Annotated in this window: 16 protein-coding genes and 1 pseudogene; 9 read left to right on the top strand and 8 right to left on the bottom strand. The window is 42.5% G+C overall.

The window, feature by feature from the left end; all coding sequences use genetic code 11:
- Position 1: 1 nt before the first annotated feature.
- The 4 genes and pseudogenes from ACZW67_RS10565 to ACZW67_RS10580 form a co-directional block, all read left to right on the top strand.
- Entirely contained in the window at positions 2-784 is a 783-nt protein-coding gene (locus tag ACZW67_RS10565) for an SDR family NAD(P)-dependent oxidoreductase (RefSeq protein WP_465183210.1), read from the top strand.
- Positions 785-946: 162 nt separating this feature from the next.
- Positions 947-1,711 (top strand): SDR family oxidoreductase, encoded by a 765-nt coding sequence (locus tag ACZW67_RS10570; protein WP_465183211.1) that lies wholly within the window; start codon positions 947-949, stop codon positions 1,709-1,711.
- 219 nt (positions 1,712-1,930) lie between these two features.
- Entirely contained in the window at positions 1,931-2,779 is an 849-nt protein-coding gene (locus tag ACZW67_RS10575; RefSeq protein ID WP_465183212.1) for an HpcH/HpaI aldolase/citrate lyase family protein, read from the top strand.
- A pseudogene (locus tag ACZW67_RS10580) lies at positions 2,776-2,982 on the top strand (ABC transporter ATP-binding protein); the annotation flags it as partial. The gene ACZW67_RS10575 and the pseudogene ACZW67_RS10580, both read left to right, overlap by 4 nt.
- 87 nt (positions 2,983-3,069) lie before the next feature.
- Here the strand turns inward: ACZW67_RS10580 and ACZW67_RS10585 are convergent.
- The 5 genes from ACZW67_RS10585 to ACZW67_RS10605 form a co-directional block, all read right to left on the bottom strand.
- A complete protein-coding gene (locus tag ACZW67_RS10585; protein ID WP_352259414.1) occupies positions 3,070-3,654 on the bottom strand; it encodes a TetR/AcrR family transcriptional regulator in 585 nt (194 codons plus the stop codon).
- 333 nt (positions 3,655-3,987) lie between these two features.
- Entirely contained in the window at positions 3,988-4,845 is an 858-nt protein-coding gene (yghU, locus tag ACZW67_RS10590) for a glutathione-dependent disulfide-bond oxidoreductase (protein WP_465183213.1), read from the bottom strand.
- A 20-nt stretch (positions 4,846-4,865) separates the two neighbouring features.
- Positions 4,866-5,546: a glutathione S-transferase family protein gene (locus ACZW67_RS10595; protein WP_465183214.1), complete on the bottom strand. Its 681-nt coding sequence runs from the start codon at positions 5,544-5,546 to the stop codon at positions 4,866-4,868.
- Positions 5,547-5,714: 168 nt separating this feature from the next.
- Entirely contained in the window at positions 5,715-6,992 is a 1,278-nt protein-coding gene (locus tag ACZW67_RS10600; RefSeq protein WP_465183215.1) for an MFS transporter, read from the bottom strand.
- Positions 6,993-7,311: 319 nt separating this feature from the next.
- Entirely contained in the window at positions 7,312-8,511 is a 1,200-nt protein-coding gene (locus ACZW67_RS10605; RefSeq protein ID WP_465183216.1) for a sugar transporter, read from the bottom strand.
- 241 nt (positions 8,512-8,752) lie between these two features.
- On the opposite strand from ACZW67_RS10605, the gene acuR reads away from it, so the two are divergent.
- The 3 genes from acuR (at position 8,753) to ACZW67_RS10620 (ending at position 11,504) form a co-directional block, all read left to right on the top strand.
- On the top strand, positions 8,753-9,379 hold the full coding sequence (gene acuR / locus ACZW67_RS10610) for an acrylate utilization transcriptional regulator AcuR (protein ID WP_465183217.1): 627 nt from the start codon (positions 8,753-8,755) through the stop codon (positions 9,377-9,379).
- Between the two features lie 79 nt (positions 9,380-9,458).
- On the top strand, positions 9,459-10,442 hold the full coding sequence (gene acuI / locus ACZW67_RS10615; RefSeq protein ID WP_465183218.1) for an acrylyl-CoA reductase (NADPH): 984 nt from the start codon (positions 9,459-9,461) through the stop codon (positions 10,440-10,442).
- A gap of 429 nt (positions 10,443-10,871) precedes the next feature.
- Entirely contained in the window at positions 10,872-11,504 is a 633-nt protein-coding gene (locus tag ACZW67_RS10620; RefSeq protein WP_197217736.1) for a hypothetical protein, read from the top strand.
- Between the two features lie 144 nt (positions 11,505-11,648).
- Here ACZW67_RS10620 and ACZW67_RS10625 read toward each other — a convergent pair whose 3' ends face one another.
- Positions 11,649-13,934 carry a TonB-dependent receptor gene (locus ACZW67_RS10625; RefSeq protein WP_465183219.1) on the bottom strand — a complete coding sequence of 762 codons (2,286 nt, stop codon included), beginning with the start codon at positions 13,932-13,934 and terminating at the stop codon, positions 11,649-11,651.
- A gap of 282 nt (positions 13,935-14,216) precedes the next feature.
- Entirely contained in the window at positions 14,217-16,184 is a 1,968-nt protein-coding gene (locus ACZW67_RS10630) for an autotransporter domain-containing protein (protein WP_465183220.1), read from the bottom strand.
- A gap of 336 nt (positions 16,185-16,520) precedes the next feature.
- Between ACZW67_RS10630 and arfB the strand changes: the two genes are divergently transcribed.
- Positions 16,521-16,934 (top strand): alternative ribosome rescue aminoacyl-tRNA hydrolase ArfB, encoded by a 414-nt coding sequence (gene arfB, locus ACZW67_RS10635; protein ID WP_465183221.1) that lies wholly within the window; start codon positions 16,521-16,523, stop codon positions 16,932-16,934.
- A gap of 181 nt (positions 16,935-17,115) precedes the next feature.
- The gene (locus ACZW67_RS10640; RefSeq protein ID WP_465183222.1) at positions 17,116-17,820 is read left to right on the top strand and encodes a hypothetical protein; all 705 of its coding nucleotides are present in this window, start codon (positions 17,116-17,118) and stop codon (positions 17,818-17,820) included.
- Between the two features lie 186 nt (positions 17,821-18,006).
- Here the strand turns inward: ACZW67_RS10640 and ACZW67_RS10645 are convergent, their stop codons facing one another.
- A complete protein-coding gene (locus ACZW67_RS10645; RefSeq protein ID WP_465183223.1) occupies positions 18,007-18,555 on the bottom strand; it encodes an RNA 2'-phosphotransferase in 549 nt (182 codons plus the stop codon).
- Positions 18,556-18,860 lie beyond the last annotated feature (305 nt).

Consider the following 18,860-nt stretch of genomic DNA (forward strand, 5'->3'; position numbering starts at 1 on the left):
CATGACACTGAATACAAACGGAATTGCATCAGATGTAACGGGTAAACGAATTTTAATCACGGGCGGTGCATCAGGCATCGGGGCAGCAAGCGCGTTATTGCTGGCCAGTCGCGGCGCAAAAGTCGTGATCGGTGATATGGCAGAAGAGATGGGTGCTGCGGTTGCCAAGCAAGGTCAAGACGCTGGCAACAGTATCGTCTTCAAAAAAGTAGACGTGACCAGTGGTAATGAAGTGCGCGCATTGTTCGACTTTGTAGTAGAAACGCTTGGCGGCCTAGATGTGGTAGTAAATAACGCTGGTATCGACCATAAGCCTTCGCCAATGCATGAGCTAAGCGATGACGACTTTGATCGTAATATCGCCGTGAACTTAAAAGGTGTTTGGCACTGTATGCGTGCTGCGGTCAATTGTATGATACCTAACGGTGGTGGTCATGTCATTAACGTCGCATCTATTGCAGGTCTGCGTTCAGCACCGATGCTATCAGCCTATAGCGCTGCTAAACATGGGGTTATGGGTCTGACCAAGTCTGCCGCCCATGAGTATGCTCGTGCCAATATTCGTTTTAACGCGGTATGCCCAAGTTTCATTGATACGCCAATGGTCCGCAATACCATGGCAACCATGGATGAGCGTACGCAGCAAGCAACGATTAAAGCCAGTCCACTACGCCGCTTAGGAGATGTGAATGAAATTTCTAGTGCGATTGCATGGCTCGCCAGCGATGAGAGTACATTTATGAACGGTCATGCCTTTACACTCGATGGTGGCATGCTAGCGTAACCGTGATCGTTGTGCGCTCTTTGTTCAGTTTATTAGTGCTCGATAATCGCTGTTAGATATGACAGCGATTATCTGCGTTTAGTTATCCAATTTTAGATACATGAATTCAGCGCTCAGGAATAGTTGTTTAAAAATAGACAGTTTATAAAAATATAAGGAATAATGATGAAAGATTTATTTGATTTAACCGGTAAAGTTGCTTTGGTTACTGGCGCTAGCCGCGGTATTGGCGAATCTATTGCTCGTTTATTGGCATCCAGAGGCGCGCATGTGATTGTCTCTAGCCGTAAGATTGATACTTGCCAAGCAGTCGCTGATAGCATCGTCGCTGATGGTCATAAAGCCAGCGCCTTTGCTTGTCACGTTGGCGAGATGGCGCAAATTGATGCAGTTTTTGAGCATATCAAAAGTGAATTTGGCCAAATCGATATCTTAGTCAATAACGCAGCAGCTAATCCTTACTATGGCCATATCTTAGATACAGATTTAGCAGCTTTTGATAAGACCGTTGAAGTTAATATCCGTGGTTACTTCTTTATGTCGACAGCTGCTGGCAAAATGATGAAAGAGCAGGGCGGTGGTGTCATCTTGAATACTGCATCGGTCAATGGCTTAGTAGCGGGCGACAAGCAAGGCATTTACTCAATCACCAAAGCGGCGGTCATTAGCATGACGAAAGCTTTTGCAAAAGAATGTGGCCCACTCAATATTCGCGTCAATGCGCTACTGCCAGGTTTGACGGATACTAAGTTTGCCTCTGCTTTGACGACCAATGATAAAGTCTTAAAAATGGCGCTACATGCTATTCCACTAGGGCGCGTTGCGAATCCTGACGAGATGGCTGGTACAGTATTGTATCTAGTGTCGGATGCCTCAAGTTATACCACAGGCGCGACAATCGTTGTCGATGGTGGTATGTTGGCTTAATTAGCCTATCAGAAAACTTTGAATGTAAATTCAAGAAAAGTTACTTAAGAACCGCATGAGATTAATTTTCATGCGGTTTTTTTGATTTGGTTTTTTGATGGAGTGTCTGAGTAATCTTAGTATCATTGTATCGATAAATGATCAATTTCAAGTAAAAATAGGCTGTGTAATGGCATAATAAAGCTGCTAACTGCTACTTGAATAATATAGGAATTAAGCATGAATTCAGTGACCAATCATAAAATAAAAACGATTTCTCAAAATACAACATGGCTATTCGTGCCAGCGACTCGCATCGATAGAGTAGCAAAAGCCTTTGCTAGTGGCGCAGATGCAGTTATTGTCGATTTAGAAGATGCAGTAGCTTTAGACAGTAAGGCAACCGCACGTGAAGCATTGCAGCAATATCACGACAGTGCAGATTATCAGCCGATTTGGCTACGTATTAATAAAGCAGGCAGCGAAGAATTTTTCAAAGACGTAGTGCTCTGTCAGAAAATGCCTAATTTGGCTGGCGTGCTACTGGCTAAGGCTGAGCAAGTCGCCGACATTGAGAGCGTGCACCAACTTATCAATTTGCCTGTGATTGCATTGATTGAGAGTGCGATTGGTTTGTATCAAATCGATAGTATGGCAAAAGCAGTCGGGTTGGCCGCGTTTAGTTATGGTTTTTTAGATTTGTGCAATGATTTGCGGGTACAAGTAGATACGCCTGCTGCGGATATCGTTGCCAACCAAATCCGCTACCAATTAATTTTGACGTCAAAAGTACATCAGTTGGCAGCGCCTATTGATACGCTTTATCCTGATTTTAATAATAAAGCAGGATTAAGCGACCGAGTAAATTTATGGTCGCAGATGGGCATGTCAGGAATGCTGTGTATTCATCCCAAACAAGTGGCTGTCGTCCAGCAAGCATTACAACCAACAGACGAAGTATTGTCATTTGCTCAGCGTGTGGTCGAGGAGTATGAGCGAAGCAGACAGGCAGTTTTTGAGATAGACGGTCAAATGGTTGATGCACCAGTGATTGAGCGTAGCCTTCAACTATTAGGTAACATTATCTAGCTGATGAACCCACAGGTAATCTAGATACGGTAACGGCTGCCGAGGTATTTGAGCTGTTTCGTAAAGTCAACCGTGAGCGTGATTGCGGTGTATTATTGGTTACACATGATCCACGTTTATCCGCATCCTGTGATCGGACTATCAATCTGGTAGACAGTCTTATCGAAAGTGATTCGCTAAATGTTAAAAAATATGAATCTTAATATCACAGAGTAACGCTATATCACAAAGTAACGCTATATCACAAAGTAACGCTATATCACAAAGTAACGCTATATCACAAAGTAACGCTACAAAAATCTTGCGAATATATTATCAATATACTTTTCTACTGCATCCGTATCATTCGTTACTTGCGAATACGTTCTCAAGCCGATCATTTGGATTTGAAAATAGCGGGCGAGTTCAGCGGCACTTTCATCTGTGTTGATCTCACCATCATCAATGGCTTGCTGAAAAACTTTAACAAAAGACGCTTCAACATTTTCTAGAATATTGGTCGCATGAGTCAGCAAATCTGGACTGTCATTCTGCGTCAGCTCACTGATGGTTTTGACAATCATACACATGCCACTCGGGGTAGTGCTCTTATTGCAAACAGTCACGCTGTGAATGAAGCGTTTTAGGCCATCAAGCTTGGTTTTTTCTTGGGCAATACTGTTGGCAAGGTTTGTAGCACCTTGTTCAGCATAGCGATTTAATGCCTCTTTAAACAGGCTGTCTTTATTACCAAAAGCGGCATAAATACTGCCAGGACGCATATCAACCACATCTTGTAGGTTTCTCATCGACGTAGCGTGATAGCCTTTTTCCCAATAGAGGTCTTTGGCTTTTTCGATTACGTCATCACGATTAAACTTCGCATGTGCACTCATAATTTTCACCTTAAAAGCAGTTATAGTTAATCCACTATAATTAGATACGGTGTCAGTCTCGCTTAGTCTACTACTTGTAGCACTTTCACTCGGCTTCCTTTTATCCAAATTATATTGAACCGACTATGTTCTAAAACTATCGTTTTAATAATCAGAAAACCAAGTAACACTATTATCGTTTGCATTGATAATGATGTCACTTGGTTTTTATGTGTTATCCGTATTCAAACTGGTGTTTTAGTCAGAACAGATGGTTGTAAGAATAAAGATTTATAGTCAATTCCCTATTTTAGAGTGAATCGACTATGGTCAGAGCCGATTTAGTAAGAAAATCTACTCTGGTTTTAATGCCAATACATTATCAATATCTTGGGCGCTGTGACGACTCTCTAGTTGTTCCCATGCTTCGCCCCAAGTGCGGTTGACGATACGGCCACGTTGTACAGCGGGTCTCGCTAACATCGCATTTGCCCAGCGTTGAACATTAGGGTATTCATCAACCTGCAAAAACTCTTGCGCATCGTACTGAGTGCCCACGACTAGATTGCCATACCAAGGCCAAGTGGCAATATCAGCAATGCTGTATTCGTCACCAGCGATAAACTCATTTTTTGCCAATTGCTTATCTAGTACATCCAACTGGCGCTTGGTTTCCATCGTAAAGCGATTGATCGCATATTCGAATTTTTCAGGCGCGTAAGCATAAAAGTGACCGAAACCACCACCCAAATACGGTGCAGAGCCATGTAACCAAAATAACCAGTTAAAAACTTTGGTACGCTCGCTACCTTTTTCAGGCAGTAGTACGCCAAATTTTTCAGCAAGATATACTAAAATAGATGCGGATTCAAATACAGCTTCAGAATTTTCGCCACTTTGATCAACTAGGGCTGGAATTTTCGAGTTAGGGTTTACGTCTACAAACCCTGATCCGAACTGGTCGCCTTCGCCAATCTGAATCATATGGGCATCATACTCTGCCGCTTTGCCCAGTGCCAGTAACTCTTCTAACATAATCGCTACTTTTTGGCCATTAGGGGTGGCGATAGAATACAGTTGTAGCTCATGCTCGCCTACTGGTAGCGCTTGCTCATGAGTAGCGCCTGAAACGGGACGATTGACACTGGCCCATTTGCCGCCACTTTCTGCGTCATGTGTCCAAACTTTTGGTGGTACGTATTGGTCTGTCATTTGTATAACTCCTAGCGCAATTATGCGTCTTTTGCGAAGTTTTGTGGATATAGTGCACGTGCAGCAACTTCATCAAAATCAGACTTGAACTCAACGCCTTTAGCGATATTTCGAGCTTTTTCTACCGCAGGGCGGGCATTGATGCTAGCAAACCAACGCTTGAGGTTAGGATAGTTATTTAAGCCGGGTTCGCCTAATATAAATGCGGCCTTATCGACCCAGCCCCATGCTGAAATATCAGCGATAGAGTAGTCATCACCAACCAAATACTCGCGACCTTCCATGTGTTTATCTAGCACTTCGTAATGACGCTCTGCTTCGCGAAGATAGCGATTGATGGCATAAGGAATTTTTTCTGGCGCTTTATGACTAAAGTGTACTGATTGACCAGAGAAAGGACCTAAACCTGTCGCTACAAACATGAGCCATGACAACATCTCACCGCGATCTTCTGGCGCGCCTGCTAGCTGACCTGTTTTTTCGGCCAAATACATTAATATAGCCGTTGAATCAAAGACACGTTTGCCATCATCTTCGAGAGCAGGAGCTTTACCATTAGGATTGATAGCGCGGTATTCAGGCGTATGCTGTTCACCTTTCAGCGTATCTACTGGTATTAACTCGTATGGTAAGCCTGTCTCCATAAGATATAGAGCGACTTTTAGAGGGTTAGGGGTCTGGTGAAAATAGAACTTAAGCATTATCTTATCCTTATGATATTGAAGTATGGGTCGTGGGTCTGAACGGGTTTAGATTATATAAATATCGTTTTGTTAGAGCCACTATAAACAAAAATGAACGACCGTTCAAGTTTATTTGTAGTTGTTCGTTATCTTACAGCTTAGAGTAAGGTTAAAAATGGGTCTTCATTAAGCTGATTTTTGTGGACGTAATAATAAGGACAGTCCAAGCGCGACAAAAGCGGCGATGCCAGATACCATATAGCTGATACTAAAGTCCCCAGTGATTTCTGCGAGATAGCCTGCTGCCACTGGCCCGAGAGCCTGTCCACCTGAAAAGGCAAAAGTCAGCGCCGCGAGTGCACTTGCCGCCGCTGCAGGCCCGAAATAATCGCCCGCCGAGGCCGCCATAATGACAGGCACACTCCAAACCACTAAGCCAAACAGGATAATTGATAGATACAGTCCTGAATGCCAATCAGTCAGTCCGACCAAAAGGTAAGCGATAGCAAGGAAAACAAAGGCCAAGGCAAGACCAAGGCGTCTACCAATGTGGTCAGAAATCCAGCCAAACAACATACCTGAGAAGACACTCAGTAGTCCAATCCATGCCCAAATACCACCCGCAGTCGCCTCACTCAGCTGATACGAGCCAACCATGCTGGTGACGATAAAGGTCACGTAAACCATGTAAGTGGCACCATAAATGGCAAAGATAATACCCAAATGTACGAGCAGCTTAATATTGCTACGTTCTAGCTTTTTCTTGTTTTTGACAGGTAGCGTGGGTGCGCGCCCAAAAGGGTCTTGACTGACATCGTCTGGATGATTGCGAATTAAAATGAAAGTAAGACAAGCCACTATAATATTGATAACGGCAAAAATTAACCAACCTGTCTGCCAAGACAATAGAGTAGAGATGGGTAAGAGTTTGGGTACAACAAAGCCCGATAGAATAATACCAAACCCAGGCCCCGCCATGACCAGTCCTAAAGCAAGTCCGCGGTGCGAAGGAAAAAACCAGTGCGACATGACGCTCATCATCGGTAAGACCACGCCGCCGCTACCGATACCTGTCAGCACATAAAGTGCGCAGAGTATGGGAAAGCTTGTGGTAAAAGCCATACCGAGCATAGAAACGGCAATCAAGAAAAGGCTTGCCGTCGCAGTCGCTCGAGTACCAAACCGAGGTAGAATGAGAGGACTTAGAAGCACCGCAACGAGATAGCCTATTAGGTTAGTGAATCCCAATATGCCGCTTTGGGTGTAATTTAATCCCAAAGAAGATGACATGGACGGCAGTAACATGCCGAATGCAAACCGTCCTAGCCCCAGTCCACAGAACATTGCGATAGAGCCTGTCGCAGCGACTATCCAAGCATAATGCAACCTACCTAATTTTAGAGGCGCGGTGCTATCTTGACTTTCTCGATCTTGATTGTTTTGTTGAATCATTTCATTAGACATCAGGAGTCTCCAATTAGTTGAAGGTTCGTGATAGCCATCATAACTGCTTTTAGATCGAAGCCAACGCCTTCCTTGTTTTGAATATTGTCCATTTCACACGCATCCTTTTGTGCTGAATCCTTGTCATTCTTTCATCAAGTAGGCTCATAGCCTAACCATACTTATGTCCAATAAAATTAGTATATCGGTAGCTGAACGTTCGTTCAATGGATGTTTGAGCAAATAGCTAAAATGATTTTGTAGACAACATTAAAGAAAATGCCAGCTCACTTATGTGGCTGGCATTTTGACTGCTATTTTTTGACATCGCCTTCATTAGCTAGCCGAGTCTTTTACTCAATTCAGGAAAGCGCTTGATCATAAATAGCATCAGTAGCAGCGCTACAACAGCGATAGCTGCACCGACATATCCAACGCTTGATAGTGAAATATGAGTCACAGCATAACCACCGAATAGCGCACCAGTACCAATACCCAAATTGATAATGCCGGAAAACATCGACATCAGCATGTCTTGCGCATTGACATCGACCATAATGACTTTGGCTTGCATCGAAATAATAAGCAGCATGAGCGCCGCGCCCCAAAGTAAAGCAATAAAGCTGAGCGCCCATACTGATGTCACTGCTATCAATAGCGTAAGCATAGATACGAGCATCAGTATCGTCGATACCAGCATCAGTCTGGTATTGAATCGATCACCCCAACGACTAAATATCACGCTGCCTATAATCCCCGCTATACCGAATAGCAGTAATACAAGTGTTGCGGAGTTTTCACTGATTGAGCCAACGTGGCGCATGAAAGGTTCGATATAAGAGTAAGCCGTATAATGCGCGGTAAAAACAAGCAGAATAAGCAAGTATAAGCACACCAATAATGGGTTTTTGAGCAGCTCTGGAATCTTTCTAAAAGACCCTTCAAACATGCTAGGCAGTGTTGGTAATAGTCTCGCTTGTAGTACAAATACGATAAAAGCAACAACGCCAATACCGCCAAACGTCGCACGCCAACCAAACCATTGACCAATTAATCGCCCTAAAGGCACACCTAGTACCATCGCCAATGAGGTGCCCGTCGCAAGCACGCTAAGTGCCAGTGCTTTTTTGCCTTCAGGCGCGACACGTATAGCGATCGCTGCCGTGATTGACCAAAATATCGCATGAGATAAGGCAATCCCGACTCGGCTGATGAGCAGTACATCAAAACTCCATGCAAACACGGATAGCACGTGACTGGCAATGAACACTGCAAACAATGCTAAGAGCAAACGCTTGCGCTCCAATTGACTGGTAAGTAGCATCAGTGGTAATGACATCGCCGCGACAATCCAAGCATAGAGCGTCAGCATCCAACCAGTCTCTGCCGTGGTGATAGAAAAATCTTGGGCAATATCACTCAATAGGGCGACGGGTACAAATTCTGTGGTATTCATAATAAAGGCACTGACGCCCATCAAGAATACTTGAAAATACTGAGTCCGGCGAGCATCAGAGCTCGCCTCAATGGTATGTTTCATAAGATCCAATACAAAGAAGGTGCTAATGCAAAATGATTAGCCAATAGTAGAGTAAGCAATTTTGATAATACAAGCTTGGCGAGGCAAGATACCAAGTCAACGGCATTAGTTAAAGGGCTTTTTTGATAAGGATTGTTAATTAGTTGATAGGAAAGCTTAAATCAAAAAATAATAGGCATATCTGTCTCACAAATAATTTATTGACATTAAAGACGATCGGTCATAATATCTATGCATGACAATGACTAAGCCAAAAGCCCGACGAGGGCGTCCACCCAATATTGAACGAGACTTTACGGATACCCGTGAAGCTCTCTTGAGGTCTGGGATGGAGATGCTAACAGAGCAAGGCTTTGCGACCACTGGTATCGATGCCATACTCAAACGTATCAATGTACCTAAAGGTTCCTTCTATAATTACTTCAAAAACAAAGAAGCATTTGGACAGGAAGTATTACGACAGTACGCGTTATATTTTGCTCGCAAACTAGATTATTGTCTTTTGAATGATCAAGTGTCTCCTATGCAGCGTATTAGTGACTTTGTTGAGGATGCTAAGTCGGGCATGATTAGGCATGAATTTCGACGCGGCTGCTTAGTAGGCAACTTAGGCCAAGAGATTGTCGTGTTGCCTGACAGTTTCCGTTGTGAGTTAGAAAACATACTGCTTGATTGGCAGGAGCGTTTAGCGGCTTGCTTGCGTCTGGCAGTACAACAAGGACAAATACCTTCTAATAGTGATTGTGATGAGCTTGCTGCTTTCTTTTGGATTGGTTGGGAAGGTGCTGTTTTGCGTGCTAAGTTGACGCAAGATGTCAGTCCGTTAGATACTTTTTTCCGAGGATTTGCAGCAGGGATACAGAAGTAATTTTTTATCTATATTTTTAGACGACCGGTCTAAATTATTTTTACTCATTTATAGACGATTGGTCTAAATAGGAGCTGTTATGTTTAAAGCAATATTAATTGAAAAAAATGACGATGTTTATCAGTCTAGTCTGACTGAGATACAGGACACGCAATTGCCTGAGGGTGATGTCACGGTTCGTGTGGCATTTAGCACGCTCAATTACAAGGACGGATTAGCCATTACTGGCCGTAGTCCTGTGGTACGCACATTCCCCATGGTTCCAGGTATAGATTTAGCGGGCACCGTCGAAACGAGCAACCATCCTCGCTACAAAGCTGGCGACAAGGTGCTGTTGAATGGTTGGAGCGTGGGCGAGAAGTATTGGGGTGGTCTATCACAAAAAGCGCGATTAAACGGTGACTGGCTGATCCCGCTCCCTGAGTCGATGACTGAACGTCAAGCGATGGCAATTGGCACAGCAGGATATACCGCGATGCTTTGTCTAATTGCATTGGAGCGTCATGGACTCACACCAGAGAGTGGTGAAGTGTTGGTGACTGGTGCTAATGGCGGTGTTGGTAGCTTTGCCATCGCGCTTTTGGCAAACCAAGGCTACTCTGTCATGGCCTCTACCGGTCGCCTAGAGGAAGCAGATTACCTAAAAAGCCTTGGTGCAACGACGATTATTGACCGAGCTGAATTAAGTAGTCCTGGACGCGCGCTTGGTAAAGAAAGATGGGCCGCTGCAATCGATTCTGTTGGCAGTCATACGTTGGCTAACGTTTGTGCCAGTACCTGTGAGGATGGTGTAGTCGCTACCTGTGGACTGGCTCAAGGCATGGATTTCCCTGCTACTGTCGCGCCATTTATTTTGCGCGGTGTTAGTTTGCTTGGTATCAATAGCGTGACGCGACCTTATGATGAGCGTATAGAAGCTTGGAAGCGCTTGAGTACGAGTCTAGATATGACGCAGTTGGATGCAATCACGAGAGAGATTGGTCTGAGTGAAGTCATTCCGACAGCAAGTGAGTTGTTAGATGGCAAAATTCGTGGTCGAATAGTCGTTGATGTAAATCGTTAGGACATAGGTGATATGCTTAATGCGTTAACACTAGCGCTTCCATACTAATGTTTTAATACTAACGTTTCAATATCTAGCTTCGTACTAGCATATGAACAAGTGACGTATGGAAATATCGAAAACTGAGTGTTTAAAGTGAAAAACAATTATTCACAAACAGGCACACACATCGGTATTTATTTTTTATCATTTAATATGCTATCATTATTGCGTTGTCTATCGTGGGTTTAACAGTTTTGTCATCATCGACTATTCTTGTAATAGCAGTGATGTGCAAACCTTGCAACTTCCAGCACGATATAAAAGAACTCTGGTAAAGCGCATGAGCCTGTACTCCGACATCCTCATTTGTGCCTGATTTTATTTGCCCATATGGGCTTATATCATACTTTTTTGTCGGAGTTACGGGAGTCTAAGGTGTTTAATCTCATGAGCCACGTTGCCAACCAATCCAAATATACCCGTCGTTATCATCCACATCATCTTTTAGCGCAATACGTGATCAATCAAATAGACACGCTTGAGCTGCGTTCGCAAGATATTATCAAAAAGATGGGTTATCCGCTAAAGCATACCATTCCTGCATGTGAGCGCCTGCGTCATGTATTGTCGAGCAAGTTCCTTGGGCTAGATGGCAGCTATATTGATAAATATTTCACCGCTGACGAATTTTTAGCGACGCTATTTTCAGTGCTCGATATACCTTATCAGCCATTCGCAGAAGATATTGCTCAGATCAAACACGATTTAGTTAATCCTCCAAAGTCTTTATGTACATATAGTTTACGAGCAGAGATAGATTTTGAGTTTGTGAATGCTAATTGGATGGTTCGTTGCGGAGTATCGCGTTTGGCTCATATACGTCTACCTAATGATTTTGCTGAAATGAATAAAGCAAAACGCACATCGATCATAAAAGATGCTATCTATGATCATTATCAGCAGTATGTGAGCGGTTTGCCCTATGATGGTGTGATCAAGGGTTATCAACTAATTGCTGAGCAGAACAATGAAGTGGTTGAGACCATAGCATATGGATTGCCAAAATCTAGCAATGTCTGAATACAAAAGCTTCTATAGAATTAATGATTTAACATCTTAACGATTAGTAAGTATTAGATGTTGTAAAACAAAAAAGTCCCTATTCAAATGAATAGGGACTTTTTTTGGTCTACATTATCTATATGATATAAACTGGCCTATCACTTAAAAACGATGGGTATAGCCAACCGTATAAGTACGCCCTAAACCTTTGTAATCAAATGCTGACGCAGGTGCGTAGCTACCATAATATATCTGCGCTTGTTGTCCCCAAACGGTGGTGTAATCTTTGTCCAATAGGTTTTGAACACCTAGACTAAACTCACCTGAAGGTAAGAAGTAAGTGTAATCAAGGTCAACCGTAGTATAGCCATCTAGCTCTTGAGTAGAGTCGCTACTTGAGTCATATCCTGAGACGTCACGCATCATATTTGCTTGTAGCTTAAGCGCTTGGTTGTCATCTTCCCAGCGTGTCCACAGAGCGTATTTGGCTGGGCTGGTGTCAGTCACGACAGTATCTTCGTAGCTACCATCAACCTGCGTCTCGCTTTTGACCCAATGTGCCAGTGCGCCGATGCTCACATTGTCATTAATCGCATAGTCGCCCTTTGCTTCAACACCATACACACGCTTTTTATTATCACTTTGAGTGATCAGCAGTGTGCTACGATCATAATCGATACTGCCATCCGATAGGCTATAGTAACCAGTCAGCTGACCCGTCAAATTGTTATGATTGAACGAAGTGCCTAACTCGTAGCTATCGGTTTTGATGCCATCAAGTTCGGTACCTGAAACATTAGAGCCATTAACAAGCTCATAATAATTAGCAGTATTTTTTGCATAGATGCCTTGACCATAAAACTTTGCAGGATCAGGCAACTCAAAACCTTGTGAGAAGTTCGCAAAATAGCGTAGGTTACTGGTAGGTTTATAATTGAGACCTAAATTAAACAAGTTGACATTATAGTCAGTACTACCGCCAGGGATCGCGTCACCACCAGTGGCATTGCCTAAAGCAATATCAGTCTGTACTGTGCTAGAGACAAAGTCATCGATTTTATTGTTTAGGTGTTGGTAGCGCATACCAGCTGTCGCGCTTAGCTTATTGGTTAGCTCATAATCACCTTGAATGAAACCAGCGATAGAATTTACCTCAGTGCCAGGGTAGCGTCCAACGGTGGCAAACTCATCATTGACCAGACCACCAGTAGCAATGCTCGTACCCTGATTAAATATCATTTTATTACTGTCAAGTTTGTCTTGATAGCCGTCGATACCATAGGTTAACTTGAGCTTGTCAGTCCAATCCTTGCTTAGTGCGACACGTGCTGAAGTCACGTCAGTTGACTGCTCTGAAGCGGCAAAGTAAGTGCCATAGATGAATGGAATAAAGCTGAGCTCTTCAGTGCGATGTGAGAGCTGAGCATATACTTCATGACCGAATAGCTCAGTATTGTGGTAATTGGCATTGTATTGCTGACGTTCCGTACTGGCCTGACGATCACTCTCAAAACCATCACTAATCTCGGCACCGAATGGACGGGTGGTTAGATCATACTGAATACTGTAATCTGTGTCTTGCTCGCTATTATAGTACTGTGCTGACAAGTCTAAGGTTTGCTTCTCATCAATCTGTAATTGTGTGCTAGCCAAGATATCAATGGTCTCATTGTCTTGCAACGAACCCTGAGTGGTATCAGGAACCAGCATTTTACCGCTGCCATCAAAGAAAGAGCCGGTCTGTTCATAAGTGACGGCTAGCTTACTTTTGATATTTTCTGTACCACCGCCGATTGAGGCGTGACCTTTGTAAGAGATGTCATCCTCATCTTGGAAACCTGATGTTGCTTGTATAGAAGTGGTGATTTGTGGTTCACCAGCTTGTGCTTTTTTGGTCTTGATATTGATAATACCACCAGTTGCACCACCACCATAGACTGCCGATGCACCAGACAATACTTCGATACTCTCGATATTCTCCATGCTGATCGAGTCTAGATAACGACTGATAGCACGTGATGAATTGAGTGATACCCCATCAATCATTACTTGCATACTACGCCCACGCAAGTTTTGACCTGCGCTCGTACGACCGCCGCTACCCAAATCGAGGGAGGGTACTTCTTGAGCGATAAAGTCGCCTAAACGCTTACCCGTACGTGCCGCTTCATCGACTTTGTACTCATCAATATACCAGACAGTCGCTGGAATATCAGAGATTGCTTTTGGTGTTTGGTTGGCAACCACCACGATAGGATCAAGCGTGACACTTGGCTGAGCACTTTGGTCGGTATCAATCGTTGTGTCAGCAAATGCTGGACTGAATTGCAATAGCGTTCCTACAGCTAGAACCATAGGCGCTTTTTTAGAAGTCTGTAGGGTGGTTAGAATGGCGCTATACAAACGAGAGTAGGGCAAAGTACGAGATAAAGTATGGCGCTTAGACATAATGATGGAACCGTAGTGTAAATGATAATTGTTAATGATACCTTTATCATCTAAATATGTCTATAGGTTATGGTTTGGTAAATAAAGCTGACCGAATATGTCCCAGAAGGTGAAGAGTATGATGAATATGTAACTAATGGAAGAGAGTAGCTATTGAAAATAGTCTCAGACACACAAAGAAAAACCGTCTGATGCTCTTTGCATTAGACGGTTTTATAAGATTTTCAATGTAGTGATTTTACACTCTACACTTTACATTTTAGGCTTTAATGACAGAGCTATTTAAAATGCGCCGCTAAGCCCAACAAATAAACTCGTTGATTTATCATCATCACCTTGTGAATGCGTAACACCTGCATTGGCACTCAGTTGACCAAAGTTCTTAGATAGCCCAAGTGTCATTGCAAAGTTGTCATCGTCAGTTTGTGCCATTGGTGTGCTAAAGCTAATGTTAGACAACGTGTTTAGGCGTGCTGTTACGGCTTCACGATTGTCGCTTAGCTGTTTTTGGTAATGGATATCACCGAACACGTTCAGATTTTCCATGACATTATGATTGGCTTTGACCCCAAGCTTGCCATAAGTCGTGGTATACTTTTGCTCATCGAACTGCATGGCGATGCCAGAATTTTCTTGTTCTTCAAGTTCACTAATTTTTACACGGCTAGCAGTTGCACCAATATACGGGGTGATAGCAACGCTGCTTACTTGCATTGGGTAGCCAGCTTGCACGTTGGCATAAAAACGTTTGCCATCAGCATTTGATTTAAATTCTTGCTTATAGCTGCCAAGCGTGACGGCGCGTGTGACATCTACATCCATGTTAGCAAAACCAACGGCACCGTTAATTTGCACGCCACCAAAATTGTCTAGCGTATTGCTGTGATAGACACCAAAACCTACTTCATCTAATTCAATATTGCTTAAACCTGTGGCGACACCTGAGTTATCAAATTCTTTTTGAGTAATATTGCCATACAAGCCAGTGATTGCATTGGCTGAGTTGGGGTGAGCAAAGTCCATCCCGAACAGTACTTGTGTATTGTCGTCACTATCGAACCCTGCGATGTCTTGATCTTCAAACTCACCTACCGCCCATAAAGTACGGTCAGGCTTTTGCTCACTGCTTTGGATTTGGTTGACGTGCGATTGTAAGCGCTCATTGGTTGCTAGTCCGGTTGTGGTCGCAATATGTGGCAGGACACCGATTAGACTAGGCGCTGTGACGACAGCATTTGCATAGTCAGCGATCATTTGATGCGCACTACCGGTCGGATGTATGCCATCTGCAAAAAAGTAGGTTTCGTTGGCATCTGGCGCTTCTAAATTATCTGAGCCACACAGTAATGAGCTGGTAGTGCCACAAGCGGGTTCAGTGACATTGGTAAAACCATAAGTCGCTGGTGCAGCAGAAATTTGTTGCAACAAGCCAAACGTATCTAACGGTATGATATTAGCGCCAGTATTGGCCACACCATTGAGCATAAATTGATTATATAGACTGGCCGCACCAGTACTTTGTGCTTGAGTATTTTGATTTGGAATGCTAGCAATAAAATCAGCACTTTCACCATCTTCAATAGCTTTTTTGACAGCTGCATCTGCCGCTTCCTGCGCTGCAATAACTCTTGGAGTTAAACCAATATCAGGAATATTTGGTACTAAAATATATTTTGCACCATTGTCTTTTAGTGTATTAACTGTTTTGACCTGACTAGCCACTGCGCCAAGTATCGTGGTTTGAGCATTAGCAGGATCTTCAGCCGCAGCAAGCAGGTCATTGGCGCCTGCCCACACGACATATAGACCATTAGGATCTACGCGGTTATTAGCAAGGTAATTGTTGGCTTGAGTATTGGCGGAGGCCACATCTATGCCAAAAGCTTTGACATCTACGCCTGCTCTTGCGCCGCCAATGGCATAGTTATTACCCGTTTGACTACCATCAAAAGTATTGGCAACAGCAGTTGTCCCCAATTGCTCAGCGAATGAGGTCGCCCATGTATTATCAGGATTGGTGGTGAATTGACCTGACTCTTCTAATCCAAATAAACCACCTTCACTAATTGGGGCTTGAGTAAATGGACTAAAATAACCACCATCGGTCAGACTGTCACCAAAAAATGTCACGCTGCTATAGTCACTGGCATGAGCAAGTCCTGCTGTGCATAGTGTAATGGCTAGGATGCTCTTAGTAAGAGTTTTTAGGGTAGGTCGGTTGATAACAGTATGAGATGTATGATGAGGCATATCGACTTCCTTGTCGTAAATATAGCGGGATTATTAAGCGATTGTAACTACTTTTTAAAAATCTGGCAATCTGTTTGACTGTACAGTCTTGTATCTTAGTAAGTGCTTGCTTTTAACGTTGAAGTAAGCTTGTGCTTAAAATCGATAGAATCTCTAACCATAATATGATTTTGAGGATACGCCCTAATAAGACCAAACTCAGAAAGCACAAGTTGCCGCGTCAAATACGTTTTCCTTGCCACTCTGATTTTTATGAATGGTATAATAATCCAAGATAATCAGTGCTTATTTGTGGATTATTAAAAACGTCTTAATTATTTTATACAAGCGCAAACCATGATTTTCATTAGTAACACCATCAGGCTCAATGACCACGAAGTAGAGATTAGCGCCATACGTGCGCAAGGTGCTGGCGGGCAAAATGTCAATAAAGTCTCTTCAGCCATTCATTTGCGTTTTGATATAACGACATCAAGTCTCAGTGCTCCGCAAAAAGAGCGTCTATTGGCCAGTAATGACAACCGTATTACAAAAGAGGGCGTTTTTGTACTGAAAGCGCAGCAATTTCGCACGCAAGAAAGAAATAAAGCGGATGCTATTGAGCGCCTTCAACAATTTATCATACAAGCCACTTATATTAGCAAAAACCGAAAGCCTACAAGGCCCAGCAGAAATGCCAAGCGTAAACGTATGGATAAAAAAACCCAGCGCGGCAAAACCAAGGCACTGCGAGGTAAGATAGACTTTTAGCATACTAAAATCACCTCTATTTTGAGCTGCATATATATCTAAAACTGTCTGAATAAGAGACAATATACCCATAGATTTTAAGGCACAGCGACATTGAAAGTAGTAGTGCGCTCAAAAGCCATTACAAATGAGTAATAGCACACATTTACCAAAGATAACCCAAATAAAAAGGCCGTTCTGAATGACCAATGATAACCCGTTTAACTTTTTACCCTTGCAGCCTATCGGTAGGAACGAGACTGATAGTGCTAATGCTTATGCTCCCGAAGACATGATTAAAATATATGAGCAGCAGTTTCTCATTCAAGTGCCTGAAGAACAGCTGACTGAGTTTTTGCCAGCACTCAAAAGATTTTATGACATTGATAATAATACGTTAGACATCAGTGCTATTATTTTTGAGGCCATCGCGGAATCAAGTATCATTTACAACCACAAAATCAAAGTAGGCGACTATCAAATACTAGGTGGATTGATAGAAGAAGCGATTGAGTATGAGGAAGACAATAAAAATGAAGAAGGTGTCGAAGACGAAGACATTCAAGCTTACACTTTAGAATGTAAACGTGCTTTTTTCATCAATGATGTAGAGATATCATATCATTTCAATTTATTTATTTATGGTGATGGCTATTCTACGTTAACCAAAAAAGAAAGCTTGTTAGAAAAAATGTATTGGTTCGTCAGAGGTAGGTTCGAGGAGCATCTATTGGATGACGCTGAAGATAATGACAGTCTAGAATCTATCAATGAGCAGTTGGCTAGCTTAGGTATTCGTGAAATGGATCTGTCGACTATAGATGGGATAGTCAACTATGTAGAAGACAACATCATAGACGATGCCATGGTAGAGTCACTGAACAAATTATTAGATGATGCCGAGTAGAATGAAAGGTAAGCCTATAGATTAGGCTGTAGCGGCGCACTTTATTTATATGAGATGTGTCTAAGGCGTGTTGAGCATTTACCGATAGTGGCTGTCAGGCTATTATCTAATGTTTAACACGCCTTTATAGCGATTGCATATCACCAGTTCATCAGCTTTTATTTGTTGTAAGCCAAACAATTCATACTATTTATAGACGCTTATATAAGCGGGTGGCACTGCTAAAGTAAGCCAAACATTATTTTCTGCCTGATAAAACTTATATCCATCCTCTTGCATTTTTTGACTATTGATAGCTAATACAACAGGTTTGCCATAACGCATTCTGGTTTTTACGGCCGTCTCATAATCTTCTGTCAAATGAACATATTGCCTGTCTTTTGATATGAGCTCTTCAGTGTTAATGCTCTCAATAAACCGTTGAGCCGTACCATGAAACAGGCTTATAGGAGGCGTTATTTCTTCTAACTTTAAATCTACGGCTTGCAATGAGTGACCTTGCACGGCTCTAATACATTGACCATGGCTAGCAATTGAAAAACGTCCTTTCTTATCGTTCTCTACAACAGAATGTATTTGTTCTAAAGTAATACTATTGCCTGATGTGTTGGCCAGTTGGATTAAGTCTTTGATATCAGCCCATCCTTCGCTATCAAGTGCTAAACCTATAGACTCAGGCTCATGTCGTAGAATGTAGCTTAAAAACTTACTGGTTTCGACGTTGGATTTTTCCAATAGGAATACTGGTTTTTATATTAAAATTTGTTTATTGACAACTGACTTCTAGCAGCGCAAAAAGTGCAAAAGAGGCTAGAGGTTTTAAGAAACAGCACAAACTTGATAGTTCCATCAGAGTGAATGCCAACTAAAATTTGTGGATTTTAAGTTAAAGTTGTGAGAAAAATAAAAAGCCCTTCTGCTAATTCAAAATTTATGAGTCTTATGGAATAACAACTTTATTTAAAGAGAAATAGAACTAATATCGATTAGTTGTAGAAATTAATCTGTAACTAAAGTAAACTTGCGTAAAAATCATGTGT

This window comes from Psychrobacter sp. TPE 89C (assembly GCF_055522395.1).